Raw genomic sequence first — 25,137 nt, forward strand, 5'->3', positions numbered from 1 at the left:
AATTCGCCGCCAGTTAGCAACTGGCTGCCCGTCGACGGCTCACAATGCCCCTGGTTGAAGCACAGTGGCCGGCCCCCAACGGAGGCCGGCCACTCAGAATGCTATTCCCACTCGATGGTTCCCGGTGGCTTGCTGGTGACGTCCAGCACCACGCGGTTCACCCCTTCCACTTCATTGGTAATGCGGTTGGAGATCCGGGCCAGGAGGTCATACGGCAACCGGGACCAGTCAGCCGTCATGGCGTCCTCGGAGGACACCGGGCGGAGCACGATCGGGTGTCCGTAGGTGCGGCCGTCGCCCTGAACACCAACACTGCGTACGTCAGCGAGCAAGACAACGGGCATCTGCCAGACGTCGTTGTCCAAACCGGCGGCTGTCAGCTCTGCACGAGCAATGGCATCAGCCTTGCGCAGCAGGTCCAGGCGCTCTTTGTTCACTTCACCAACGATGCGGATACCCAGGCCGGGGCCGGGGAACGGTTGGCGGCCAACGATTTCCTGCGGCAGGCCAAGCTGGGCGCCTACGGCACGGACTTCGTCCTTGAACAGGGCGCGCAGAGGCTCGACAAGCTCAAACTGCAGGTCCTCGGGAAGTCCGCCCACATTGTGGTGGCTCTTGATGTTTGCAGCGCCTTCTCCACCGCCGGACTCGACGACGTCAGGGTACAGGGTGCCTTGGACCAGGAACTTGATCTTCTCGCCGTCGGCCGCGGCCTGGGCGATGATGGCCCGTTCCGCTTCCTCGAAGGCGCGAATGAACTCACGGCCGATGATCTTGCGCTTGGTTTCGGGATCGCTGACGCCGGCAAGCGCCGACAGGAAGCGTTCCTGCTCATTCGCAACATACAGGTTGACACCCGTAGCGGCCACGAAGTCCCGCTCCACCTGCTCGGCTTCGCCTTCGCGCAGGAGACCGTGATCCACGAAGACACAGGTCAGCTGATCGCCGACCGCGCGCTGGACAAGGGCTGCGGCAACGGCGGAGTCAACGCCACCGGAAAGACCACAAATGACCTTGGAGTCCCCGATCTGCTCGCGGATACGATCCACTTGCTCTTCGAGGATGTTGCCGGTTGTCCAGTTGGGGCTCAGGCCCGCTCCCTTGAACAGGAAGTTTTCCAGGACATGCTGGCCAAGCACAGAGTGCTTCACTTCGGGGTGCCACTGCACACCGTAAAGGCGCTTCTCGTCATTGGCGAAGGCCGCTACCGGGGCTCCGGCCGTAGTAGCCAGCACTTCGAAGCCATCGGGCGCTTCGTGAACAGAGTCGCCGTGGCTCATCCAGGTGTTTTGGGACGCCGGGACGCCATCGAGGATGGACCGTGCGTCACCCACAAGGAGCGCTTCGGTTGCGCCGTATTCCCGCAAACCGGTCTGGGCCACTTTGCCACCCAAGGCATTTGCCATGGCCTGGAATCCGTAGCAGATGCCGAAAACGGGAACGCCGGCCTCGAAGAGGTCCGGGCCCACGAACGGCGCGCCCTCGGCGTAGACGCTGGAGGGTCCGCCGGAAAGAATGATGGCTGCCGGGTTCTTGGCCAGAAGCTGCTCGGTGGTGAAGGTATGCGGAACGATTTCCGAATACACATTCGCTTCCCGGACGCGGCGGGCAATCAGCTGCGCGTACTGGGCACCGTAGTCAACAACCAGCACCGGCTTCTGGGAAGTCTGGGGTGCGGTGGGAGTAGTCACCCACCAAGACTACTTTGCCGGACCACCCCGGTGCACGTTGGCAGCTGCGCAGGACGGCCAAATCCGGGCCGGTCGTTAGGCATCTCACACCAGCGATGCCCAGCGGGGCTTAGTAACGCTTGGAGGCCTGCGGGTTGGCGGCCAGCTCGGCCTCCACCTCTGCGTGGAATTTCTTCTCGACGAAGAACGACAGCAACGGGATGACACCGCCCAGTGCCAGCAGGATCATCTTGGAGAATGGCCACCGCATGAGGGACCACAGCCGGAAGTTGGAGACCAGGTAGACCACGTACATCCAGCCGTGGACAATCAGCACCGACGTGGAGATGTTGAACCCAGCGATGACGCCCTTGGGCTCGGACTCGGCAAAGCCGAAACCGAACGGCTGCCCGGTGACCGCGTCAGTACCGCCCGCGAAGAGCGAGACACCGAAGGCGTAGCGGGCAATCAGCTCCGCACACAGCAACAGAAGCATCGCACCCGTGAGATAGGCCATCACCTTGTAGAACTTCAGCGCAGAACGGATCTGGGCTTCCGTTCCGCCGAACCGCCGTTTCTTGGGCTTGTTTCCGGATTGCTCGGGCTGGATGGCCGGTTTGGGCTCAATCATTGCTGCACCTTTTGTTCTTGCTCTGGGCTTGTAGGTTCTGTGCTGGCTGTCGTAACTGTGCCGTTTTCGGCGTCGAACTCGTCGTCCTCATCCTCTTCCAGGTCCCGGCGGTAGTCGTCCTTGACCAGCCGCCACCAGATGAAGATCGAGAAGCCCGCGAAGACCACCCATTCCACCGCGTAGAAGAGGTTCAGCCAGTTGACCTGCTCAGCGGGCGGCTGCGCGGGGATATTCAGGGCCTTCATCGTGTCGGAGGCCGGCACTGCTACCCCGTCGGCCATCTCTGACGTCGCGGCGATGAAGCCGGGATAGCTGGACACTTCCCAGTCGTTGATGAGTTCCGCGGTAGACACCGCAGACGCGCGTCCTGGGCCGGCGTCGACGTTTGGTACGGGGGCTTCAGACGGGATGAGGCGACCAGTAAGGGTGATAGTGCCCGACGGCGGCGGGTCGGCTTGGGAGGCGTCGGCCACCCAGCCACGGGCTACCGGGATCCAGGTCTGGGGCGAAGCGGCCACGCCGCTGAGCTTTGGGGCGTCTTTGACCGCGAAGGCCGTGACGATCCAGTAACCCTTTTGGTTGTTGTACAGGCGGCCCTCAACAAGAACCTGCTTGTCGGGGTCATAGCTTCCGGTCGCGCTGACCATTTGGTCGGAAACGGATCCGTGGAAGAACTCGCCCGGCTTAAGGACGTCCACCAGGGGTTTTACTTCCTCGATGCTGGACGGCGCAGGCGGTTCGTGCTGCGTGGACCGGCTGAGCTGCCACTGACTGAGCAGCACAAACACCCCGGACAGGACAAGCGCAAAGACCAGTCCTGCGATCCAGCGGGGTTTCAACGCGGTTTTCAACACCCCTTAACCGTACTTCGTCCGGCTGTAGAACAACGAAACGGGTGTTCAGTGCGTGGGACTTCAGTGGTCGAAGAACACCAGGCTGGAGTTGATGAGTTCGGAGATGACTTCGGGATCGTGCGCCCGGCGCAGGGATTCCCTGAAGGATTCCTTCGATAGGGACCGGGCGAGGGTGGCCAGGACCTCTAGGTGGTCCGAGAAGGAGCTCGCCGGGGTTGCGATGAGGAGGATCAGCGTTGCGGGACCGTCGGTTGCGCCGAAATCCAAGGCGTGGCCAAATTTGGTCACGCCCACTGCGATGGAGATTCTGTCCACGTACTCGCTGCGGGCGTGCGGCAGCCCGATTCCCCCGGGAAGTCCCGTAGCCAGCTGGTGCTCACGGGAATGTACCTGCTCCAGGAAGCCCTCGAGGTTGGTGATGCGGCCAGCAGCGTGGAGCTTCGTGGCCAGTTGGGCCGCGGCATCGATCTTGTCCTGGGCGACAAGTTCGAGGATGACGGTATCCGGGGTTGTCAGTTCCGCGTCATACCGGTCAAGTGGTTCAGCCAAGTCGTGTTCCCTCCAGTGTGGCCTTCAGGCCGCATTTTCCTGAACTGGTCAGCGAAGGGGAACGATGTCATCCACTCCCATGCGTGCGGCATCGGCCGATTCGTCATCGGGTTGCTGTTGACTAAGTCGTTCAGCTTCCACCCGCGCCAGGTAGTGCTTGATTTCGCTTTCGCGCTGAGTCTCGCTCCAGCCAAGGATTTCTCCCATCAGCTTAGCTACTACGGGCGCGGCAGACACACCCCGGTCCCAGGCTTCGATGGAAATACGGGTGCGACGGGTCAAAACGTCGTCGACGTGACGGGCGCCTTCGTGGGTTGTCGCGTAAACAACCTCCGCAGCCAGGTAGTCGTCGGCACCGGGAAGTGGCTCTGCCAGCTCCGGTCGATTGGAAATGATGTCGAGGACTTCCGGGGTCATGGAGCCGAAACGGTTGAGCAGGTGCTCAACGCGGGCAACGTGGACGCCCGCCTGCTCAGCGGACCTGCCCCGCCGGTTCCATGCGGCCTTGAATCCTTCAGCGCCGAGCAGCGGAATGGTGTCCGTGCAACTGGATGGAACGCGTTCGTCCATTGCCCTGGTTGCCTCGTCCACTGCATCCTTGGCCATGATCCGGTAGGTGGTGTACTTTCCGCCGGCCACAACCACCAGCCCCGGCACAGGATGAGCCACAACGTGTTCGCGGGACAGCTTGGCCGTGGAATCGTTGTCGCCGGCCAGGAGCGGACGGAGCCCTGCGTAGACGCCCTCCACATCCTCCCGGGTCAATGGACGCTTCAGGACCTTGTTCACGTGGTCCAGCACGTAGTCGATGTCCTTGCTGGAGGCAGCCGGGTGCGCCTTATCGAGCTTCCAATCGGTGTCGGTGGTTCCGATGATCCAGTGCCGCCCCCAGGGAATGACAAAGAGCACCGACTTTTCCGTACGCAGGATCAACCCCACAGTGGACTGGAAACGGTCGCGCGGCACAACGAGGTGAATGCCCTTGGAGGCCCTGACCTTGAGTTGCCCCCGGTCCGTGACCATCGCCTGGGTTTCATCCGTCCACACGCCGGTGGCGTTGACTACCTGCTTGGCCCTGACTTCGAAGACACTACCGTCCTCCTGGTTTTCCACTTTGGCGCCCACGACGCGTTCGCCTTCCCGCAGGAAGTCGACCACCCGTACCCGGTTGGCTGCATACGCGCCGTAATGGGCTGCAGTCCTCACCAGGTTGACCACCAGCCGGGCGTCATCGACTTGGGCGTCGTAGTAGCGGATGGAGCCAACGAAGGCGTCGTCCTTCAGGCTGGGAGCTGCACGCAGGGTGCCGCGCCGGAAGAGGTGCTTATGCATGGGCACGCCGCGACTGTGCCCGGATGTCAGGCCCAAGGTGTCGTAAAGCAGGATGCCTGCGCCGACGTAGGGGCGCTCCCAGAAACGGCGGGTCAGTGGATACAGGAAAGGCACAGGGCGGACCAGGTGGGGTGCGATCTGCTGGATCAGTAGCCCGCGTTCCTGGAGTGCCTCCTGGACCAGTCCGAAATCGAGCATCTCCAAATACCGGAGGCCGCCGTGAATGAGCTTGGACGAGCGGGACGAGGTTCCTGAGGCCCAGTCCCTGGCTTCGACGATGCCGACTGTCAGCCCACGGGTCACGGCATCCAGCGCGGCGCCGGCTCCAACAACACCGCCGCCCACAATCAGGATGTCGAGCTCCTTGCCGGCTTCCGCGGTGGCTTTCAGGACTTCGATCGACGCGGCGCGGGATTCCGGGCTTAATGCTCCCTGGAAATTCCCCTGCGGACCGCCTGCGATATCGCTCATCGGACCCCTCCTCAAACGCAACAGCTGGTAGTTCCCTACCCTACTTGTTGCTCGCCGCCTTGGGCAGGGCCGCGATCGGGGTGGGCCCGATCAGTTAGTTGCCCGAGTACGGTGACACGACGACGTCAACGCGCTGGAATTCCTTGAGGTCCGAGTATCCAGTGGTGGCCATGGAGCGCCGGAGCGCACCAATGAGGTTTGACGTGCCATCCGTGTGGTGACCCGGTCCGAAAAGAACCTCTTCCAAGGGACCGACCGTACCGACATTGACGCGGTCACCACGGGGCGTTTCGAGGTGGTGCGCCTCCGGGCCCCAGTGCCAGCCACGGCCGGGGGCTTCCTCGGCACGGGCCAAAGCGCTCCCGAGCATGACAGCGTCGGCGCCCATGGCGATGGCCTTGACGATATCGCCCGAGCTGCCCATGCCGCCGTCGGCGATGACGTGGACGTAACGGCCGCCGGACTCATCCATGTAATCGCGGCGCGCGGCAGCGACGTCGGAGATGGCAGAAGCCATGGGCGAGTGAATGCCAAGCGCGCGTCGTGTGGTGGTGGTTGCACCGCCGCCGAAGCCAACCAGCACACCGGCAGCTCCTGTGCGCATGAGGTGCAGTGCGGGCGTGTAGCCGGCGGCTCCGCCGACGATCACGGGAACGTCGAGCTCGTAGATGAACTGTTTGAGGTTCAAAGGCTCGTGGTTCTTGGAGACGTGTTCCGCTGAGACCGTGGTACCGCGGATGACGAAGATGTCGACGCCGGCCGCCACCACCGTCTTGTAGTGTTCCTGGGTGCGCTGCGGGGTCAGGGAGCCTGCAACAGTGACGCCTGCGGCGCGGATCTCGGCAAGGCGGGAGCTGATGAGCTCAGGCTGGATGGGTGCCATGTACAGGTCCTGCATGCGCCGGGTGACGGCCGGGCTGCTGGTCTCGTCCGCCAGTCCTGCGATCTCGTCGAGGACCTTCTGCGGGTCCTCATAGCGCGTCCAAAGTCCCTCGAGGTCAAGGACGCCAAGACCACCCAGACGGCCAAACGCGATGGCCGTATCAGGGGACATCACGGAGTCCATGGGGGCTGCGATGACCGGGGTCTCAAACTTGTAGGCATCGATCTGCCAGGAGACAGAGACGTCCTTCGGGTCACGTGTCCGGCGGTTCGGAACGATCGCAATGTCATCCAGGGAGTAGGCACGACGCCCACGCTTGCCACGGCCAATCTCAATCTCATAAGTCACTGCTCGAGTTTATCCCACCAACTCCACGTCACCGGCCCGGCCCCGCCACGCGGCGCAACGAGACACCGTGACTAAGGAACGTTCCGGCTGGTCTCGTCGACCGAGAGCTGGGACTCGAACATCCGGAAATACCGGCCCCGCAATGCAACCAGCTCCTTGTGCGTTCCTTGTTCGGCGATCCGGCCGTCCTCGAGCATGTACACGATGTCCGCCTTCTCGATGGTGGCCAGGCGGTGGCTGATGGCAATGATGGTGCTGCTGCGGTCCGCGAAGAGGCGGGTGAAGATGCGGTGTTCGGCCAAGGCATCGATTGCCGATGTGGGCTCGTCCATGACCATGAAAGAGGCATCGCGGTAAAAGTTCCGCGCCATGGCCAGCCTCTGCCATTGGCCGCCGGAGAGTCCGCTCCCCTTACGCCCCCTGGGGTCTTCCATCCAGTTGCTGACGTGGTTTTCCAGGCCGTTGGGCAGCTTGTTGATGAACTCCATCGCCTCGGCGTCGGAGGCGGCGCGCCGGACGCGGGCATCATCCCGTGGTGCGTCGACATCGCCCAGGTAGATGTTCTCGGCCGCTGTGGCGAACTCGTATTTGAGGAACTCTTGGCTCAGGACCGCGAGGTGCCTGTGCCAGCTGGTCACGTCTATCCCGGCGAGGTCCACGCCGTCCAGCAGGACCTGGCCCGAATCAGGCCGGTACAGCCCGGCCAGGATTCGGATCAACGTGGACTTCCCTGCACCGTTTTCACCGACGATGGCAATATGCTGCCCCGCCTTGATGGTCATCGAAATGCCTTTGATGACTTCGATGTCACTGCCGGTGTAGCTGAAGCGGATGTCCTTCAACTCCACTGTCGAAGGAGAAACGGCCAGGGGCTTCTCCTTGCCACCGGGAACCGGCAGTGCCATGAAGAGCTCGTAGTCCTTGAGGTTGGCGAGGTCCTCATCAATGGAACTCAACGACGACACGAGGTTGTTGGCCGTGGACAGGGCACGGCTCACGATCTGTTGGACGTAGAGGAACTGGCCCACGGGCTGAGCCCTGGCGATGATCTGCCCCACCACCCAGATCAGCGAAACCACCTCTGCACCGTATTGCAGGGAGTCGGCCACCAGTTGTTTGGGGATGTAGCGCTTCTGGAAGTCCAGGCGCCTCCGCTCGTCCGCGTCCCGCAACCGGGAGCGCAGGTCCATCAGGTACCCCACGATCCCGTAGAGCCGCATTTCCGCGATGTGCTGCGGCCGGAGGAGGTTTTGCTCGATCATCCGCCGTTGCCGGCGCGAATCCACTTGGGTGTTCCAGTGCGCGATCTGCTCACGGGAGAGTTTGAACTGCAAATAGACGCTGGGCACAATCGCCACCAGCACGATCACTGCGATCCACCAACTGACCAGAAGCAGTGCACCGATTGCCAGAATCACGGACACAAGCTGCGTGAAAATGGCAGCGATGCGGTCCAGTACCCGGGCATACGAATCGGAGAACCGTTTGGCGCGGTCGTAAAGGTCCACCGTCTCTTTGTCGTCATAGCGCCAGAAGTCCAACGCCAGGAAGCGTTCATACATCATGTCGCCCACGATCGCGCCAACCCGGAAGCTCATCAACTGCTGGATGTAGCGGTCAACACTGCTGAACGCACCCCAAAACAACCCCAGCGCGGCGGTGACGACGACGTAGAGAACAGCGCGCGGACCGGCGTCGGGATCCCCCGCGTAGCCGGCCGCCAGGGCGGTGGTGGTAAGCGCGGCAAAGTAGGTGGTGACCAGCGGCAGGGTGGCCGAGATCAGCGACCCAAGGACCTTCATGACCACCGCTGCCGGGGAGGCCTTGAAGCTCACCTTAAGGACCTGCCCGACGGCGCGTGCGTACGGACGCAGCGCCAGCTTGCGGGGCGGTGCTTTGTTCAGCCGGACCGACTCCGGATGCCGCGGTTTCGCGGGCTTTTCAGACATGTGCCCAGCCTATGCTTCCGGGCCGACATTTCAGCCGCCCCGGCTTAAACAGCTGGTCCCCATGGATTACTCCACGGGGACCAGCAGGTCAGATCAGCGGGAGCCGTAGTTCGGCGCCTCGACGGTCATCTGGATGTCGTGCGGGTGCGATTCCTTGAGGCCCGCCGGGGTGATACGGACGAACTTGCCGCGTGCCTTGAGCTCCGGAATGGTGGGGGCGCCCGTGTAGAACATGGTCTGACGGAGGCCGCCCACCAGTTGGTAAGCCACCGAAGCCAGCGGTCCACGGAAAGCCACCCGGCCTTCAATGCCCTCGGGGATGAGCTTGTCATCACCGGAGACGTCGGCTTGGAAGTAGCGATCCTTGGAGTAGGACGTGTTCTTGCCGCGGGACTGCATGGCGCCGAGGGAACCCATGCCGCGGTAGCTCTTGAACTGCTTGCCGTTGACGAAGATGAGGTCTCCCGGGGACTCCTCGCAACCGGCAAGGAGGGAACCGAGCATCACCGTATCCGCACCTGCGACCAAAGCCTTGCCGATGTCGCCGGAGTACTGAAGGCCGCCGTCGGCGATCAGGGGGACACCGGCCGGAATAGCGGCCTTGGCAGACTCAAAGATCGCGGTGATCTGCGGAACGCCCACACCTGCCACAACGCGGGTGGTGCAGATGGAGCCCGGGCCAACGCCCACCTTGATGCCGTCGGCGCCGGCGTCGATCAGGGCTTGCGCACCTTCACGGGTTGCCGCCTGGCCGCCGATGACGTCCACGTGTGCCGCTACGGGATCGGACTTCAGCCGGGAAATCATATCGAGCACGCCCTGGGAGTGGCCGTTGGCCGTGTCCACGAACAAAGCGTCAACGCCTGCGTCGATAAGCTTCATGGCGCGCTCCCAGCCGTCACCAAAGAAACCGATGGCTGCGCCCACGCGGAGCCTGCCCTCATCGTCCTTGGTGGCCAGCGGGTACTGCTCAGCTTTGGTGAAGTCCTTGGTGGTGATGAGGCCCTTGAGCCGGCCCTGCTCGTCTACCAGCGGGAGCTTTTCGATCTTGTTGGTGGCCAGCTTGTGCGAGGCTTCCTCGCGGCTAATGCCAACGTGCCCGGTGATGAGGGGCATCTTGGTCATGGTGTCGGAGACGCGGCGGGTCGGGAACTCGGACTCCGGAATGAAACGGGTGTCACGATTGGTGACGATGCCCAGGAGGCGGCCTTCGGGATCCACCACCGGGAGACCGGAAACACGGTAGCGGGAACACAGTTCGTCCAGTTCCTGCAGCGTGGCCTCGGGGTTGATGGTCAGCGGGTTGGTGATCATCCCGGACTCGCTGCGCTTTACCCGGTCCACGTGCTCGGCCTGGTCGTCAATGGAAAGGTTGCGGTGGACAACGCCCAAGCCACCCTGGCGGGCCATGGCAATCGCCATGCGGGACTCGGTCACGGTGTCCATCGCGGCGGAAAGCAGCGGGGTCTGCACGGTGATGCGCTTGGAAATGCGTGACGTGGTGTCTGCCTCGGACGGAATGACATCGGTGTGTCCGGGGAGCAGCAGGACGTCGTCGTACGTCAGGCCAATGAAGCCAAACGGATTATGTTCGGGCTGGGTCATGAGTGTGCGCCTCTTACCTGGGTTCTTGGGGGCTTAACTGGTAGGGGTTGCAACTGATGACCAGCCCGTCATTACGGGACTGGCCTGTGCATAGGTACTGCATGGCAGAAGGTGCTGCCGGTATTGAATAAATAGTAGAACCTCCGCGGCGATCGCCATATTCCACGACGCCTGACTGTGAGCAACAGCACTGGCGGCAGGTCGCCGTCGTACGTTTTCTGGGCGCCGCAGGACGCGGGACTAGCTGTCCGACCAGCCCGTGGCCGCCAGCAACCGTTGCTCGAACATCGGGATCATGGTCTGCACGTACGTCTTGCTGAGGTGGTTGTCGTCCTTGTAGACGTACACGTTGCCCACAACTGCGGGGCACGTCCCTTGCTCGCAAATGAAGTCGCTCATGTCCATCAGGTAAAGCCGGTCCACCTTGCCCACATAATCGTCCAAAGGCGAGGCCGCAGCCAGGGACTCTTCAAGGGGAACATTGCAGTCGGGCGAATCCTTGCCCTTCTTCTGCACGCACTCGGGCATGTTAAAGCTGAAACGCGGATTGTCCCGGACACCCACCACATCGATACCAAGGTCAGTGAACGGTTTGATGCCTTCGAGGTAGCCAGGCACTTCAGTTTCGAAGGGCGCCTCCACGTGCGTCAGCGACGCCACCGTGAACACGGCATCCGGTTTGTGCTCCAGGACGTAAGCGGAACTTGCCCTGTTGAACTCGTTGCAAAAATCGGCCCGCTCCGACGATTGCGCTCCGAACCGGCAGCCGCCCTTAAGGAGCGTCACCACTTCCCAGCCATGCTGCTTGGCGACGGGGCCCAGGGCAGCCATGTACTGCTGGGAATGCGAGTCCCCCAGCACCACAATTCTCTTGGTGACCACCTCAGGCTCCTCATTCTGGAGGCAGCCCTCCAGCACAGGATCGCTGGGCACGTTATCCCCAGTGCACTCCCCATCCACGTTCGCCCATTCATCCTTCATGGCCGCCGGCGCCGGGATGACCAGGGCCTCCTCCGACGGCTTCCCCGCATAATCCGGGGACAGCGCGGCCGCGCCCGGCGTCAGTTCGTGGGGCTGGGAGGCAATCGCGGTGGCCTCTGCAGTGATGGCGCCCTGCCAGGCAGTGACCGGCAACGCCAGTAACGCGCCGCAGGAGGCAATCACGACGGCGGCACGCCAGGACCGTACGTCCGGCCACTTCCAGCGCCGCAACGGTTGTTCTACATACCTGGTGGTGGCCACGGCAAGCACTGCGGCAGCCGCCATGATTCCCATGCCTTCCAGGATGCTGGGCGTGGTGGTCCCGGAGGCGAGCAGGAAGAACACAAGGATGGGCCAGTGCCACAGGTAAAGGGCATAGGAGATGCCCCCCACTTTGACCAGCGGGCGGGAACTGAGGATCCGGTCAACGCCCCACCGGCTGCCGCTCTGCCCGGCGACGATGACGGCCGCGGCGGCGAGGGTGGGCCAGAGGGCTACGAAACCCGGGAAGGAGCGGTCCACCGTGAGCAGCAAACCACAGGAGAGCATGGCTGTGATGCCGGCCCAGCCAAGGAAAACCCGGAGTTTCCGCCCGGGTTTCAGGTATGGCAGGGCTAATGCAAGCAAGGAACCCAGGGCGAACTCCCACAACCGGGCGCGGGTGTCGAAGTAGGCGTAGGCCTGGTTGCTGTAGGTCTCGTCGATGGAGAACAGGAGCGAAGCCACGAACACCACGGCGAACGCCATGAAAAGCAGCTGCCGGTGACCAACGGCTTTCCGCTGCGGAAACCGCCTGGCCAAGTGAGGCTGCAGAAGTGCAATGCCGGCAAAGATCAGCGGCCACACAATGAACACCTGGCCCTGCACGGACAGCGACCAGAAGTGCTGGAGCGGGCTGGCATCCACGTGCTGCTGGGCGTAGTAGTCCACTGCGAAAGCTGCAAGCTGCCAATTTTGCCGGTACAGGAGGGAAGCCCACACCTCCGTGAGGACATCGGGCCAACGGCTCTGCGGGATAAGCGCCCACGTGCCGGCCAGGACGGCCAGTAACACCACGACGACGGCGGGCAGCAACCGCTTGAACACGTGCAGCCAGTGCTGCACTAGGCGCAAGGGCCGATTTGCCTCAAGCTTGCGGGTGAAGGACAACGTCAACAGGAACGCTGAGATCAGCAGGAAGACATCCACACCGCCGGACACCTTGCCAAGCCAGATATGGTAGGCGGCCACCATCACCACAGCCAAGGCGCGCAGGCCCTGGACTTCCGGACGGAAGCGGCGTTCCGGCGTCGTGGTTTCCGCGGTTCCTGATGCAGCCGCGCTGCCCTGGGTCTCCATCATTCTTGCCACCCGGTCGCGGCAAACCACCTCTCGTCGAACATCTCGCTCATGCTGGTGACGTAGGTCTTGGACAAGTGGTTGTCGTCCAAATACACGAACACGTTTCCCACGACACTCGGGCACGTGACGCCGTCGCAGAGGAGGTCAGTCATGTCCAGGAACGCAGCGTTACCAAAAGTTCCCTGTAGTGCGGCAAAGGGGCTTTGGGCGGCAAGGACCTCAGTCTCATTCGATTTGCAATCGGCACTGTCAACGCCCTTGGCCAGTGCGCATTCGGTGACGTTGTAGTCGTACCGCGGGTTGTCCCGGATGGCGACCACGCCGATGCCCAAGTCGTTGAAGTTAGTCACCGTCTGCTCGAAGCCGTGCACCAGCTGCTCGTCCGGAGAGGACGGGGATGCCGCGGTCCCAACCATGAATACGGTGTCGGGTAACTTTTCCGCAGCGTATTTGAACGCCGCAGCATTGAAGTCGTTGCAGGCGTCGTCGGCATCCGGATTCTCCGGCATGAAATGGCATCCGCCCAGAAGGAGGGCCGTAACCCTCCAGTGGTGGGCCTCGGCAAGAGGTCCAATCGCGGCGAGCCACTGCTGTGAGTGCGAGTCGCCCAACACCAAAATGTCCTTGGTGGCGTCAGCCCCCACGTCATTCTGCTGGCACTTCTCCTGAAGCATCTTGTCTTCGGGCTTGGACTCCCCCTCACAGGCGCCTGCGAGTGTTGCCCAATCCTCAGGCAGCTGCTCGGGAGTGGGCAGGGTTTTGGCGTCCTGGCTGACCAGGTCCACATACCCAGGAAGGAGTGCGTGGGCGCCCGGATTGTCATTGAAAGCCTGCGCCTGGGCGGCTTGCAAGTCCAGATACTGCTTGAACTGGAATCCGAACAGCGGCGCACACGCCACGGCCAGGCAGGCAGCGATAGCAATGGCTGAGCGGCGGCGCTTCACTTCGGGCCATTTCCATTCCCGGAACGGTTTCTCCACGTACTTGGTGGTGAGGAAGGCCAGGACCAACGCCAGCGCGATGATCAGAGTTCCGGAGAGCCAGCCCGCATGGTCCTTGCCGCTCCAGGCCAAGGCAATCACCAGAATGGGCCAGTGCCAAAGGTAGAGGGCGTAGGAGTTGTCACCCAGCCGGACCAGGAACCGGGAGCTCAGGATCCTGTCAACGCCCAAGCGGCTGCCCGTCTGGCCAGCGGCGATCACTGCGACTGCAGCCAAGGTTGGCCAGAGAGCAACGAATCCCGGGAAGGCAGTCTGGACCTGCAGCAGGATTCCGCAACTCAACATCGCGGCAACGCCGATCCAGCCCATCACCACGCGGACTGGCTTGGAGAAGTTCAGGCCGGGCAGAACCAGCGCAAGCAATGTTCCCAATGCGAATTCCCACAGCCGGGCAAAAGTATCGAAATACGCCACAGCCTGGTTGTTGGCCGTGAAAATTATGGAGTACGCCAGCGAGATAACGAAGATGATCGCAAAGACGTATGCGAGCGTGGCACGGTACCTGAGGCTGAAGCGCCGGCACAGGAGCGCCACGGAGGCGAAAATCACGGGCCACAGAATGAAGACCTGGCCCTGGATGGAAAGCGACCAGAAGTGCTGCAACGGGCTTGCCAGGCTGTGGTCCGCAGCGTAGTAGTCAACGGCCAGGCCCTGCAGGAGCCAGTTCTCGTAGTAGAACAGCGAGGCCCACCCTTGGTTGACCACCTCAACCCAGCGGGTGGCCGGCAGGAAGACGAAGCTGGCTGCGAGTGTGGCCAGGAGGACGACCACGACGGCGGGAAGCAGGCGGCGGAACAGGTGCAGCCAGTGCCGCAGGAGATCCATCGGCCGGCGTTGTTTGTAGCGTCCTGTGAACTGCAGGGTCATGAGGAAAGCCGAGATGAGGAGGAACACATCCACGCCCCCGGAGACCCGTCCGATCCAGACGTGGTAACTGACCACCATCAGGACAGCGAGCGACCTCAGACCCTGTATTTCGGGGCGGAACTTTGACTTTCCAACGGGTCCCGAAGCCCGCCTGCCGGGTCGGGCAGGGGCTGGGATCGTTGGTGTAGTCACGTTAGGCAGTTCCTCAAAGCTGTGGCACAAAGCATCCATCATACGCGGTCCGGCCGCGCCAACCCAGTTGGGTCGGTGTTCCTGACTGCCTTCCAAGGCCCCCATTAGCGCAGGTTCAGCTATGCATCTTCCCAGCCTTAGCTGTGCGTCGCCTGTGCCCGTTGCGCCGTCCGGCCGCTCCCGGGAACTACGCTAAAGCCTGATGCAACGGAGGGAAGGCCATGATTGTCCAGCTGCGCCTGTGCGTGCCGGCGGAATTGTCCGAGTCGGTTCTTAAGTGCTGCCTGGAGCAGAACGGAGCCGCGGAAACAGCACTCCACAAGGGCGCTTCCGTGCAGCCACCCGGAGACGTCATAACAGTCCAAATCGCCCGGGAATCCGCGGAAGAGCTGATTGAAAGGCTGCACTCCCTCAACCTTCCGGAGCTGGGTTCCATCTCCGTTTCCTCGCCGGACCTTGTCCTTTCCACGCGCGCGGATGCCGCTGAAGCGTCCGCTCCCGGGGAATCCGCCGATTCCGTTATCTGGGACGAGGTATCCCGGCAAACCGGGGAGGACTCGAAACTGACATGGAGCTATCTCGCGTTCCTCATCATTGCGGCGCAGTTGGCAGCAATAGGAATTGTGACCGATTCCACCATCGCCATTGTGGGTGCGATGGTGGTCGGCCCCGAGTTTGGCCCCCTGGCCGCGTTATCGGTGGGACTGGTGGAACGGAAGTGGCGCCTGGTACGGAGTTCGTTGCTGGCCCTCGGAGTCGGATTCCCTGTAGCGATGGCAGTGACAGCCGCAGCAGCGTGGTTGTCTGTCCCGCTGGGATTGTTCCCCGCTGACGCTTTGGATCAGGGCTCCGCGGTGGAGTTCATCTATCACCCGGGACCCTATTCACTGATTGTGGCCGCCCTCGCGGGTGCAGCCGGAATGTTGTCCATGATCAGCCACAGGTCTTCCGCCCTGGTGGGTGTCTTTATCTCCGTCACCACTGTCCCTGCGGCCGGCTATGTTGCCGTAGCTCTCGTCCTGGGCGAATACAGCAAGGCGGCGGGGTCGGCGATGCAGCTGGCCCTGAACCTTGTGGGCATCGTGGCAGCTGCCGCCGCGGTGCTCGTGTTCTACCGGCTCATCGGCAAGCGCGCATCCTCGGTCCGGCGGCCAACTGCTCCCACGGCTACCGCACGACGATTCGGCGCAACCCGGCGGGCCAGGTAGCTGGCTGCTGGGGCCCAACGCTCCACCACATCCCGCCCCCTTCAACCCAACGCTCCACCACACCCCACCCCCTTCAACCCAACGCTCCACCACACCCGGGTCGTGAGAGAGCGTCCCGGCCAAACAGGCGGGACGTGAGAGAGCACCCACCCCAAACGGGTGGGACGTGAGAGAGCGTCCCGGCCAAACAGGTGGGACGTGAGAGAGCGTCGCCACTAAACAGGCGGGACGTGACAGAGCGCGCACAGCAAAAAACCCCGGCCACAATGACGTGGCCGGGGTTCTTTGGAGCAGGCAGCTTAGTGCTGGTGTCCTGCGTGTGCGTCTTCTTCCTCGGCCGGCTTTTCGGCAACCAGGGTCTCGGTGGTGAGGACCAGGGCTGCGATGGAAGCGGCGTTGCGGAGTGCGGAGCGGGTGACCTTGACGGGGTCGATCACGCCAGCGGCGATCAGGTCCTCGTACTCGCCGGACTTGGCGTTGAAGCCGTGGTTGGCTTCCAGCTCGGAAACCTTGGCGACAACCACGAAGCCGTCGAAGCCGGCGTTCTGTGCGATCCAACGCAGGGGCTGGACCAGGGCACGGCGGACGATGCCAACGGCTGCTGCCGCGTCACCTTCGAGTGCCTTGACGGCCGGGGACTCGTCCAGTGCCTTGAGGGCGTGGATGAGGGCGGAACCGCCGCCGGAAACGATGCCTTCTTCAAGGGCTGCACGCGTGGAGGAAACGGCGTCCTCGATGCGGTGCTTCTTTTCCTTCAGCTCCACCTCGGTGGCTGCGCCAACCTTGATCACGCCGATGCCGCCGGCCAGCTTGGCCAGGCGTTCCTGCAGCTTTTCCTTGTCCCAGTCGGAGTCCGTCCGGGTGAGCTCGGCACGCAGCTGTGCAACGCGGTCGGCCACGTCCTGGGCCGAACCTGCGCCGTCAACAATGGTGGTGTTGTCCTTGGTGACCGTGATTCGGCGTGCGGTACCGAGTACCTCGAGGCCGACGGAGTCCAGGGTCAGGCCGAGGTCCGGGGAGACAACCTGTGCGCCGGTAAGCGTGGCGATGTCCTGGAGCATGGCCTTGCGGCGGTCGCCGAAGCCCGGCGCCTTGACGGCAACAACGTTGAGCGTGCCGCGGATGCGGTTGACGATCAGCGTGGAAAGGGCTTCGCCTTCGATGTCTTCAGCAATGATGAAGAGCGGCTTGTTGGCCTGCAGGGCCTTCTCCAGGAGCGGCAGGAAGTCCTGCAGCGAGGAGATCTTGCCCTGGTTGATCAGGATGAGGGCGTCCTCAAGGACGGCTTCCTGGCGCTCTGCGTCGGTGACGAAGTACGGGGAGAGGTAGCCCTTGTCGAACTGCATGCCTTCGGTCAGAACCAGTTCGGTCTGCGTGGTGGAGGACTCTTCAATGGTGATAACACCGTCTTTGCCCACCTTGCCGAACGCCTCAGCCAGCAGTTCGCCGACTTCGTCGCTCTGCGCGGAGATGGCAGCAACGCTGGCAACCTGGGTGCCTTCGACTTCGCGGGCGTTCTCCAGGAGGCGGGCAGCTACGGCTTCAACGGAAACCTCAATGCCACGCTTAATTTCGCCCGGAGCGGCGCCAGCTGCAACGTTGCGCAGGCCTTCCTTGACCAGGGCCTGTGCCAGCACGGTAGCCGTGGTGGTGCCGTCGCCGGCGACGTCGTTGGTCTTGGTGGCTACTTCCTTGGCCAGCTGGGCGCCAAGGTTCTCGTAGGGGTCGTCAAGCTCAACTTCGCGGGCGATGGTGACGCCGTCGTTGGTGATCGTGGGAGCGCCCCACTTCTTGTCCAGCACGACGTTGCGGCCGCGCGGGCCAAGCGTCACCTTGACAGTGTTGGCGAGCTTGTCGATACCGGCCTCAAGAGACCGGCGGGCAGCATCGTTAAAAGCAAGCTGCTTTGCCATGGTTGTGTCCTTTCAAGACAGAAAACCCGCACCGCTGTCGGGTCGGAATGATTCCAACGCGGCGGCGGTGCGGGCTCCGGGAAGTTACTTTACGACGATCGCGAGGACGTCGCGGGCGGACAGAACGAGGTACTCGTTGCCGCCGGTCTTGACTTCGGTTCCGCCGTACTTGGAGTAGATGACGACGTCGCCAACGGTTACGTCAACCGGCACGCGGTTGCCGTTGTCATCGAAGCGGCCGGGGCCGATTGCAACAACTTCGCCTTCCTGCGGCTTCTCCTGTGCGGAGTCCGGAATAACCAGGCCGGAAGCCGTGGTCTGCTCTGCTTCGAGCGGGCGAACAACAATACGATCCTCAAGAGGCTTAATCGAGACCGACACTCGGACTCTCCTTTTCATGAGCTGATTCATGGACTAAGAACTGGGGTGCCGGGGCGTGCAACCGTCGTCGCGGTGCCGGAGGAACGCCTGGCGTGGTTAGCACCCTCCGGGGGAGAGTGCTAATAAGACTCTATGTAAGCGTTAGCACTCGGTCAAGGTGAGTGCCAGCATTTCGTCATCGGTGAACTCCGGTCACCGGCCGGTGAGGTCGTCCAGGTCGTAGTCTTCGCCGTCGTCGTCCCCGTCCGCTGGGGCGTTGCCGCGGTTCCGGTACAGCACTACAGCGGACAGGACAGCCACGACGCCGGAGATCACCAGGGCGATAATCCCGCCGATGCGAGCGCCGCTGTACAGGTCGCGGATCTCCCGTGCTTCATCGGTGGCATCGTTGACGCTCTTGCCGGTGACGGAGTATGCGGCCGCATTGAAGGAGTCCAAGGCCAGGATGATGATGAGCAGGGCTATGCAGACCACGGCTATCACGATGCCCGCAATAAGTGCGGGACGGGCATATTTGGTGATGCGGGACGGCTGTGCGGCTGCGTTGTCTTCCATGAAAACAACCCTATCTGGCTGCTTCCCCAGTCACGCTGTCATATCCTGCGACGTTAGGCTTGATTCCATGCCTCATGCACCGCAGGAACAGATCGCGCCCTTGCTGACCACCGAAGGATGGGAACTTCTTGCCTCACTGGGGCCGTACAAGGAAGCCGATGCATTCAGCGTTAACGCCGACCTGCGGAAGGCAGGCCACTCCCCCGAACTTGTGGCCGCGGTCCTGACCCAGTCGCGCCTGCGGACCCGGGCCGAGGCCAAGTTCGGTGAATTTGCCCGCCAGATGCTGTTCACGCAGGCGGGCTTGGAGCAGGCCACCCGGTTGAACGTGGCCGCCCGGCACGCCGAGCGTTTTGCCACGGCAGGTGTTGCGCACGTCGCGGACCTCGGTTGCGGCTTGGGGGCCGACTCCTTGGCCATGGCTTCCATGGACATCGCTGTGACCGCCGTGGAGATGGATGAGACCACTGCTGCCTGCGCGACGATCAACCTGATCCCGTTCCCGCACGCGACGGTGGTGCACGCGGACGCTACCTCCGTTGAGCTGGACGGCATTGACGGAGTGTGGCTGGATCCCGCCCGTCGCACCACATCCACTTCGGGAACAAAGCGGATTTGGGACCCCGAGGCCTTCTCTCCCCCTTTGTCGTTCGTGGAAAGCCTGGCCGCTACCGGGCGTGCCATTGGCGTCAAAATGGGTCCGGGGATCCCGCACGATTCCGTGCCTAAGGGTTGCGAGGCCCAGTGGATTTCCGTCGGGGGTGATGTCACCGAGGTAACGCTGTGGTTCAACGCGGTGGCGCGACCCGGGGTACGGCGCGCGGCGCTGGTCCTCGGCAGCCAGGGCGCTGCCGAAATCACCAGCGGCGAGGATTTCGACGGCGGTCCGGTAGCCGCCGTCGGGCCGGTGGAAGGTTTCCTGTACGAACCGGATGGGGCGGTGATCCGCGCGGGCCTTGTGGCCGATGTCGCAGAACGCCTTGGCGGTCATTTGGTGGATGAGCACATCGCCTACATTTGCGCTCCCGGGTTGCATGACACCCCGTTTGCCCGCGCCTACAGGGTGCTTGAGGTCATGCCGTACAACGTCAAGGCCCTGAAAGCCTGGGTGAAGAGCAACGGCATCACCGTGCTGGACATCAAGAAGCGCGGTACAGCGGTGACCCCCGAAGAGCTAAGGAAGCAGTTGCTGCCCGCCAAGCCCGGCAAGGGCAAAGCGAAAACAGCCACCTTGGTCCTCACCAGGATCGGCGAGGAACGAGTGGTTGTCGTGGTGGAGCCGGTATCCACCTAGGGCTTCAGCGTCGCGAGAATTCGGAAGCTTCGCGCACCTGGCCGGGGGTCGGACGCACCCCCGTGTATAGGACGAATTGTTCTTCAGCCTGGATGGCGATGACCTCGGCACCGGTGATCACCGGCTTGCCGGCTGAGCGCGCGGCGGTGATAAGCGGCGTCTCGGAAGGCAGCGCAACGACGTCGAATACCACCTGCGCAGCTGCGATCGTCGCGTCATCGAAGGACTGCGCCGCTTCGTCGGCCCCAGCCATACCCAGCGGGGTGACGTTGATGATGAGATCCGCGGTGGCTCCGTTGACGTCGTCCTGCCAGCCGAAACCGTAGAGGTCGGCGAGGGCGCGGCCGGCGGTTTCATTACGGGCCACGATGGTGACGGCGGTGAAGCCCGCGTCGCGTAGCGCTGCCGCTACGGCCTTGGCCATGCCGCCCGCTCCACGGAGGAGCACGGTGTGGCTGCTGGGGACCTCATGGTCCTTCAAGAGCCGCGCTATGGCGATGTAGTCGGTGTTGTAGGCGGTGAGGACACCGTCGTCGTTCACGATGGTGTTCACCGAATCAATGGCTTTGGCCGACGGATCCATCACGTCAACCAGCGGGATGACGGCTTCCTTGTAGGGCATGGACACCGCGGCGCCCCGGATGGGGAGACCGCGGATGCCCGCCACCGCGAGGGTGATGTCAGCTGGCGCGAACGCCTTATAGACAAAGTTCAAGCCGAGCAGATCGTACAGATAGTTGTGGAACCGGGTACCGATGTTGCTGGGCCGGGCCGCGAGCGAAATGCACAGGGACATGTCTTTGTTCAGGATGGGCATCCACCCATTAAACAACGCCCGATGGATGCAGCCCTGGGATCAGCCCTGCCGCGCCTTCATCCGCGGGTTGTTCTTGTTGATGACGAACGTGCGTCCACGCCTCCGGACGATCTGCGCTCCGGGGATCTTCTTGAGCGCACGCAGTGAGTTCCTGACCTTCATGGTGTTTCTCCTTTTGTTGGTGGTGCGGCTTAGAGGGCGTCGCTGAGTTCCAGGGGATCGTCCCAGACGCCAAAGTCCAGTTCCATTTCCGCTTCCGTCAGTTGGCATTCGTCCAGTAGCCTGCGGATTACGCGGGCATCAATATCTTCCGAGCGCCCGGTCATCGCCAATACCGTGCCGCGGTCGCCGTGGCTCGGATGCCAGTCAAGGACGGAGTCGACGTCGGGACCCGGCTTGCCTGCCGATGCGCCGCTGGGTGCCGTGTCAGCCGAGTCGGCGAGCCATTTCCCGGTACTTTCGAGCCAAACCCTGGGCCCGATTCCCTGGACGGCGATCCGGGTGGCGGGAGCTGAAGCGATCCATAGCCGGCCACGCATCCAATGCGTACCCGCAGCAAGTTGGGGCAGCGCATCACGGAAGCGTCCCGGGTGCAGCGGACGACGCGCTTTGTGAAGCACCGTCCGGAAAGAACCTGGCGTTTCACTTGCAGGCACACGCACGACGCCGGGCCGGTTGCGTGCCGCTGCTTCGGCCTGGTCGAAGCAGCCCGGACGGTAGGGGTCGGCCGCTCCGACTGCAGCCGCATGCGGAGCCAATTCGACGAGCAACTCCATTCCTGTCAGCCATGGCGCCGATCCTTCAGGGTGCTCCCCGGTCAAGGCTGCACCGAGACCCGGGTAAACCATGACCGTATCCACTTGGCCGAACTCCCCAATCAGGAACTCGCCACTGGTGCGGTCATCCTGCGGCATGGACGTGAAGCCGGACTCGAACAGCGTGTGGCGGTCCCAGATGTGGTCGTCGAGATCTCCGGGATCCAAGGCCAGCACGGCGTTGTCGATGGCTGCCGGGCGGCTGAGGCCCCGGCGAAGCTCCGCAACGGCCATGCCTGCAGCGACACCGGGCGGCAAGCCAAGCACAACGTGGTCGAAACCGCACGCGGCAAGGCGCTCCGCCGTGGGTACTACGTCAAGCCGAACGGTGCAGCTAAGGCAGCCATGCTCCAAGACCGTTGTTTCGCGTTCGACCAAGCGGCCTCTTTTGTAGACCCTTCGCAGGACCAGTGAACCATCCAGAAGATCGTGGAGTACCACTGCCGAATTGGCGTGGGTTCGGCCCAGTCGCGCGGTGGCCGCCTCCCGGCATTGGCTGTCGAGGGAACTGACGACTGTGAGATGCATGGGTCCATACTAATGAGAATCATTCTAATTAGCAAATGACTGTTCATTGCAGCCCGCACTGCGCCGATATCACGGGTGTTCAGGCTGCATTAGACTTGATCCGACCGCTGGCGGCCCCGCAGCGGGGAACCGCGCCCGGCTGACAGAACACAATGAGGGGACTACGTGCAGATTGATTTTGCGCCATCCAGGCAATCGACACTGGGTGTGGAATGGGAGTTGGCGCTCGTCAATGCACGCACCGGGGAACTGGTTTCCGTCGCGAACGATGTCCTGAAAGGCGTCGCCGCGAACCATCCCGACCTCAACGAAGACGATGAGCACCCCCATATCAAGCGCGAGCTGCTCCTGAACACCGTGGAGCTCGTCACTGGGATCTGCGAAACGGTGAAGGACGCCAAAGAGGACCTCAGCCGTTCTCTGGCAGCTGTCCGCGAAGTCACCGACCCCATGGGCGTTGAGGTGTTCTGCGCAGGCAGCCACCCCTTCAGCCCTCCCCTGCTCCAGCCGGTCACCGACAAAGAGCGCTACGCCAAACTGATCGAGCGGACCCAATGGTGGGGACGCCAAATGGTTATCTACGGCGTGCACGTCCATGTGGGCATCGATCGCAGGGACAAGGTCCTCCCGATTCTGGACGGACTGGTCAACTACTTCCCGCATTTCCAGGCATTGTCCGCTTCCAGTCCCTACTGGGCAGGCGAGGAAACCGGCTACGCTTCCCAGCGCGCCCTGATGTTCCAGCAGCTTCCCACGGCCGGGCTCCCGTTCCAGTTCGAAACCTGGGAGGCCTACGAGTCCTACGTCCAGGACATGTTCACCACCGGGGTCATTGACGCCACCTCCGAAATCCGCTGGGACATCCGGCCGGTTGCCAACCTGGGCACCATCGAAATGCGCATTTGCGATGGCCTTGCCACCCTCGAAGAAGTCGGGGCCATAGCTGCCCTGACCCAGTGCCTGGTGGACGAGTTCTCCTCCATCCTGGACGCCGGCGGCACCATCCCCACCATGCCGCCCTGGCACGTTCAGGAAAACAAATGGCGCGCCGCCCGCTACGGCATGGAGGCCATCATCATCCTGGACGCGGAAGGCAACGAACAGCTTGTCACCGAACACCTCGCGGAAACGGTAGCCCGGCTGGAACCCGTAGCTGCCAAGCTGGGCTGCTCCGAAGAACTGGCCGACGTCTTGAAGATCATCGAACGCGGCGCCAGCTACCAGCGCCAACGCCGCGTCGCCGCCGAGCATGACGGAGACCTTCAGGCAGTAGTCATGGACCTGGTGCAGCAGATGCGCAAGGGGCCGGACGCCTAGCTGACGGCTTGGTGACCTGCCGGGGCTCAGAGCCTAGGCCGGCAGGGACACCGAGGTGACCGGCATGGACGAGTCCGGGGCAAAGGTAAGTCCACTCGGTCCGATGCCTGCCATGATCAACTGCGCACCCAGCGCTGCGACCATGGCACCGTTGTCCGTACACAGGTCAAGGGACGGTACGTGGAGGGTAATCCCTGCCGAAGTACAGCGCTGCCGGGTCAATTCGCGGAGCCGTGAGTTCGCCGCGACGCCGCCCCCCAACAGGACATCGGTGATGCCGTTCTCCTTACACGCAAGGACCGCCTTGGAACTGATGACATCCACCACGGCTTCCTGGAAGGCCGCAGCGATGTCAGCCACGGGCACTTCCTCGCCGCGGGCCTCGAACTGCTCCACGCAGCGGGCAACGGCTGTCTTCAGTCCACTGAACGACCAGTCGTAGCGGTGTGGGCCCTTGTCCTCGGCGGTCCCCATATACTTGGGCTGGGTCAGACCCCGCGGGAAGCGGATGGATTTGGGGTTGCCCTGGCGTGCCAGCTTATCGATGGCCGGCCCACCGGGATAGCCCAGGCCAAGGATGCGGGCAACCTTGTCGTAGGCCTCGCCGGCTGCGTCATCGATGGTCGAGCCCAACAGCTCAACATCGTCCGTGATGCTCCTGATCCTTAGGATCTCCGTGTGCCCGCCCGACACCAGAAGCGCACCGAGGTTCTCCGGCAACTGCCCGGCACCCAGGCCGGCGGCAGCACCGGCGTCGGGCTTTCCATCCAGCAGGCCGACACCCACATGGGCTACCAAGTGGTTGATCGCATACAGCGGCTTGCCCGTGGCTACAGCCAAAGCCTTCGCGGCACAGACCCCAACCATCAGGGCGCCGGCGAGGCCCGGTCCTGACGTGACCGCAATGGCGTCGATGTCCTCCAAGGTGACACCGGCTTCATGCAGCGATTCCTGCAGCGTGGGAACAAAGGCGTCCAAATGCGCGCGGGAAGCGATTTCGGGTATGACACCACCAAAGCGCACATGCTCGTCCATGGATGAAGACACGGTGTTGGTCAACAACGTGGTCCCCCGGACGATCCCGACACCGGTCTCATCGCACGAGGACTCAATGCCGAGCACCAACGGGTGCTTCAGGTCCTGCGGGAAAGTCGCGGTCATGCCGGAGCTCCTTCGGAAGAAGTGGAATCGTTCAACGGGAGGCGCATAATCAGGGCATCCGTGCCATCCCGGTAATAGCGCGGGCGGACGTGGATCTGTTCGAACCCGAAACGCACGTAAAGCTTCTGGGCGCGCGGGTTGTCCGCACGGACCTCCAAAAGCACGTCTGCGGCCCGCCGACGCCGCGCTTCTTCGATGAGTTCGGTCAGGACCGCCGAGCCGATGCCCTGGCCTTCGAATTCAGGCACGACGGCGATCGTCTGGACATCCGCGATGGGCTCAATGCACATCAGCCCGGCATAAGCCACGATCTCCCCAGCAACCTCGGCCACCACGTAGCGGCGGGTTTCCGGCTGAGCCAATTCGTCAAAGAACATCTGCAGCGGCCAAGCATCCACGGGGAACAACCGACGCTCCAACGCCTCGACCACGGGAATGTCGGCCTCGGTCATGTCACGCAGGGAAATCTCGGCG

General features: G+C 62.9%; 21 protein-coding genes. 3 read left to right on the forward strand and 18 right to left on the reverse strand.

What is annotated here, in order from left to right; translation table 11 throughout:
- Positions 1-101: 101 nt before the first annotated feature.
- The 10 genes from guaA to J2Y68_RS08305 form a co-directional block, all read right to left on the reverse strand.
- A complete protein-coding gene (gene guaA / locus J2Y68_RS08260; protein ID WP_309992066.1) occupies positions 102-1,691 on the reverse strand; it encodes a glutamine-hydrolyzing GMP synthase in 1,590 nt (529 codons plus the stop codon).
- A gap of 109 nt (positions 1,692-1,800) precedes the next feature.
- The gene (locus tag J2Y68_RS08265) at positions 1,801-2,301 is read right to left on the reverse strand and encodes a DUF3817 domain-containing protein (protein ID WP_309992069.1); all 501 of its coding nucleotides are present in this window, start codon (positions 2,299-2,301) and stop codon (positions 1,801-1,803) included.
- Positions 2,298-3,155 carry an SURF1 family protein gene (locus J2Y68_RS08270; protein WP_309992072.1) on the reverse strand — a complete coding sequence of 286 codons (858 nt, stop codon included), beginning with the start codon at positions 3,153-3,155 and terminating at the stop codon, positions 2,298-2,300. The genes J2Y68_RS08265 and J2Y68_RS08270 overlap by 4 nt, the downstream gene beginning before the upstream one ends.
- 60 nt (positions 3,156-3,215) lie before the next feature.
- Positions 3,216-3,704, reverse strand: a complete 489-nt coding sequence (locus J2Y68_RS08275; RefSeq protein WP_211711216.1) for a PTS sugar transporter subunit IIA — start codon at positions 3,702-3,704, stop codon at positions 3,216-3,218.
- Between the two features lie 48 nt (positions 3,705-3,752).
- Positions 3,753-5,507 carry a glycerol-3-phosphate dehydrogenase/oxidase gene (locus tag J2Y68_RS08280; protein ID WP_309992076.1) on the reverse strand — a complete coding sequence of 585 codons (1,755 nt, stop codon included), beginning with the start codon at positions 5,505-5,507 and terminating at the stop codon, positions 3,753-3,755.
- 94 nt (positions 5,508-5,601) lie between these two features.
- The gene (locus J2Y68_RS08285; protein ID WP_211711214.1) at positions 5,602-6,738 is read right to left on the reverse strand and encodes a GuaB3 family IMP dehydrogenase-related protein; all 1,137 of its coding nucleotides are present in this window, start codon (positions 6,736-6,738) and stop codon (positions 5,602-5,604) included.
- A gap of 71 nt (positions 6,739-6,809) precedes the next feature.
- Positions 6,810-8,687, reverse strand: a complete 1,878-nt coding sequence (locus tag J2Y68_RS08290; protein WP_309992079.1) for an ABC transporter ATP-binding protein — start codon at positions 8,685-8,687, stop codon at positions 6,810-6,812.
- A gap of 93 nt (positions 8,688-8,780) precedes the next feature.
- Entirely contained in the window at positions 8,781-10,292 is a 1,512-nt protein-coding gene (gene guaB, locus J2Y68_RS08295; protein ID WP_309992082.1) for an IMP dehydrogenase, read from the reverse strand.
- 240 nt (positions 10,293-10,532) lie between these two features.
- Positions 10,533-12,614 (reverse strand): acyltransferase family protein, encoded by a 2,082-nt coding sequence (locus J2Y68_RS08300; RefSeq protein WP_309992085.1) that lies wholly within the window; start codon positions 12,612-12,614, stop codon positions 10,533-10,535.
- Positions 12,611-14,713 (reverse strand): acyltransferase family protein, encoded by a 2,103-nt coding sequence (locus J2Y68_RS08305; RefSeq protein ID WP_309992608.1) that lies wholly within the window; start codon positions 14,711-14,713, stop codon positions 12,611-12,613. The genes J2Y68_RS08300 and J2Y68_RS08305 overlap by 4 nt, the downstream gene beginning before the upstream one ends.
- A 182-nt stretch (positions 14,714-14,895) precedes the next feature.
- On the opposite strand from J2Y68_RS08305, the gene J2Y68_RS08310 reads away from it, so the two are divergent.
- Positions 14,896-15,882: a DUF389 domain-containing protein gene (locus J2Y68_RS08310; protein ID WP_309992087.1), complete on the forward strand. Its 987-nt coding sequence runs from the start codon at positions 14,896-14,898 to the stop codon at positions 15,880-15,882.
- A 299-nt stretch (positions 15,883-16,181) separates the two neighbouring features.
- On the opposite strand, the gene groL is transcribed toward J2Y68_RS08310, so the two are convergent.
- The 3 genes from groL to J2Y68_RS08325 form a co-directional block, all read right to left on the reverse strand.
- Positions 16,182-17,795: a chaperonin GroEL gene (gene groL, locus J2Y68_RS08315; protein WP_309992090.1), complete on the reverse strand. Its 1,614-nt coding sequence runs from the start codon at positions 17,793-17,795 to the stop codon at positions 16,182-16,184.
- A gap of 84 nt (positions 17,796-17,879) precedes the next feature.
- Complete coding sequence (gene groES / locus J2Y68_RS08320) at positions 17,880-18,176, reverse strand: co-chaperone GroES (protein ID WP_211711208.1); 297 nt, start codon at positions 18,174-18,176, stop codon at positions 17,880-17,882.
- 192 nt (positions 18,177-18,368) lie between these two features.
- Positions 18,369-18,731, reverse strand: coding sequence for a hypothetical protein (locus tag J2Y68_RS08325; RefSeq protein WP_309992094.1), 363 nt, complete (start codon positions 18,729-18,731; stop codon positions 18,369-18,371).
- Between the two features lie 67 nt (positions 18,732-18,798).
- Here J2Y68_RS08325 and J2Y68_RS08330 point away from each other — a divergent pair, with 67 nt between their 5' ends.
- Positions 18,799-20,025 carry a class I SAM-dependent methyltransferase gene (locus tag J2Y68_RS08330; RefSeq protein WP_309992097.1) on the forward strand — a complete coding sequence of 409 codons (1,227 nt, stop codon included), beginning with the start codon at positions 18,799-18,801 and terminating at the stop codon, positions 20,023-20,025.
- Positions 20,026-20,029: 4 nt separating this feature from the next.
- Here the strand turns inward: J2Y68_RS08330 and J2Y68_RS08335 are convergent, their stop codons facing one another.
- From J2Y68_RS08335 to J2Y68_RS08345, 3 genes are read right to left on the reverse strand one after another with little or no spacing between them, the layout of a single operon-like run.
- Positions 20,030-20,842 carry a shikimate 5-dehydrogenase gene (locus J2Y68_RS08335; protein WP_309992100.1) on the reverse strand — a complete coding sequence of 271 codons (813 nt, stop codon included), beginning with the start codon at positions 20,840-20,842 and terminating at the stop codon, positions 20,030-20,032.
- A 39-nt stretch (positions 20,843-20,881) separates the two neighbouring features.
- The gene (ykgO, locus tag J2Y68_RS08340) at positions 20,882-21,004 is read right to left on the reverse strand and encodes a type B 50S ribosomal protein L36 (RefSeq protein ID WP_011775528.1); all 123 of its coding nucleotides are present in this window, start codon (positions 21,002-21,004) and stop codon (positions 20,882-20,884) included.
- A 29-nt stretch (positions 21,005-21,033) separates the two neighbouring features.
- A complete protein-coding gene (locus tag J2Y68_RS08345) occupies positions 21,034-22,185 on the reverse strand; it encodes a GTP-binding protein (RefSeq protein WP_309992104.1) in 1,152 nt (383 codons plus the stop codon).
- Positions 22,186-22,350: 165 nt separating this feature from the next.
- Here J2Y68_RS08345 and J2Y68_RS08350 point away from each other — a divergent pair, with 165 nt between their 5' ends.
- Positions 22,351-23,502, forward strand: a complete 1,152-nt coding sequence (locus J2Y68_RS08350) for a glutamate--cysteine ligase (protein WP_309992108.1) — start codon at positions 22,351-22,353, stop codon at positions 23,500-23,502.
- A gap of 33 nt (positions 23,503-23,535) precedes the next feature.
- On the opposite strand, the gene tsaD is transcribed toward J2Y68_RS08350, so the two are convergent.
- Together tsaD and rimI are read right to left on the reverse strand one after the other, a co-directional pair.
- Positions 23,536-24,663, reverse strand: a complete 1,128-nt coding sequence (gene tsaD / locus J2Y68_RS08355; RefSeq protein ID WP_309992110.1) for a tRNA (adenosine(37)-N6)-threonylcarbamoyltransferase complex transferase subunit TsaD — start codon at positions 24,661-24,663, stop codon at positions 23,536-23,538.
- Positions 24,660-25,115 (reverse strand): ribosomal protein S18-alanine N-acetyltransferase, encoded by a 456-nt coding sequence (rimI, locus tag J2Y68_RS08360; protein WP_309992113.1) that lies wholly within the window; start codon positions 25,113-25,115, stop codon positions 24,660-24,662. Before rimI ends, tsaD begins: the two co-directional genes overlap by 4 nt.
- Positions 25,116-25,137: the final 22 nt, after the last annotated feature.

Source organism: Paenarthrobacter nitroguajacolicus, assembly GCF_031455195.1.
Classification (GTDB): domain Bacteria; phylum Actinomycetota; class Actinomycetes; order Actinomycetales; family Micrococcaceae; genus Arthrobacter; species Arthrobacter nitroguajacolicus_D.

Excerpts from the sequence above, each read along its gene's own strand:
- J2Y68_RS08265 (WP_309992069.1), bottom strand. The coding sequence starts at position 2,301 with ATGATTGAGCCCAAACCGGCCATCCAGCCCGAGCAATCCGGAAACAAG.
- J2Y68_RS08280 (WP_309992076.1), bottom strand. The coding sequence starts at position 5,507 with ATGAGCGATATCGCAGGCGGTCCGCAGGGGAATTTCCAGGGAGCATTA.
- J2Y68_RS08290 (WP_309992079.1), bottom strand. The coding sequence starts at position 8,687 with ATGTCTGAAAAGCCCGCGAAACCGCGGCATCCGGAGTCGGTCCGGCTG.
- guaB (WP_309992082.1), bottom strand. The coding sequence starts at position 10,292 with ATGACCCAGCCCGAACATAATCCGTTTGGCTTCATTGGCCTGACGTAC.
- J2Y68_RS08300 (WP_309992085.1), bottom strand. The coding sequence starts at position 12,614 with ATGATGGAGACCCAGGGCAGCGCGGCTGCATCAGGAACCGCGGAAACC.
- J2Y68_RS08305 (WP_309992608.1), bottom strand. The coding sequence starts at position 14,713 with ATGGATGCTTTGTGCCACAGCTTTGAGGAACTGCCTAACGTGACTACA.
- J2Y68_RS08310 (WP_309992087.1), top strand. The coding sequence starts at position 14,896 with ATGATTGTCCAGCTGCGCCTGTGCGTGCCGGCGGAATTGTCCGAGTCG.
- groL (WP_309992090.1), bottom strand. The coding sequence starts at position 17,795 with ATGGCAAAGCAGCTTGCTTTTAACGATGCTGCCCGCCGGTCTCTTGAG.
- J2Y68_RS08325 (WP_309992094.1), bottom strand. The coding sequence starts at position 18,731 with ATGGAAGACAACGCAGCCGCACAGCCGTCCCGCATCACCAAATATGCC.
- J2Y68_RS08330 (WP_309992097.1), top strand. The coding sequence starts at position 18,799 with ATGCCTCATGCACCGCAGGAACAGATCGCGCCCTTGCTGACCACCGAA.
- J2Y68_RS08335 (WP_309992100.1), bottom strand. The coding sequence starts at position 20,842 with ATGCCCATCCTGAACAAAGACATGTCCCTGTGCATTTCGCTCGCGGCC.
- ykgO (WP_011775528.1), bottom strand. The coding sequence starts at position 21,004 with ATGAAGGTCAGGAACTCACTGCGTGCGCTCAAGAAGATCCCCGGAGCG.
- J2Y68_RS08345 (WP_309992104.1), bottom strand. The coding sequence starts at position 22,185 with ATGCATCTCACAGTCGTCAGTTCCCTCGACAGCCAATGCCGGGAGGCG.
- tsaD (WP_309992110.1), bottom strand. The coding sequence starts at position 24,663 with ATGACCGCGACTTTCCCGCAGGACCTGAAGCACCCGTTGGTGCTCGGC.
- rimI (WP_309992113.1), bottom strand. The coding sequence starts at position 25,115 with ATGACCGAGGCCGACATTCCCGTGGTCGAGGCGTTGGAGCGTCGGTTG.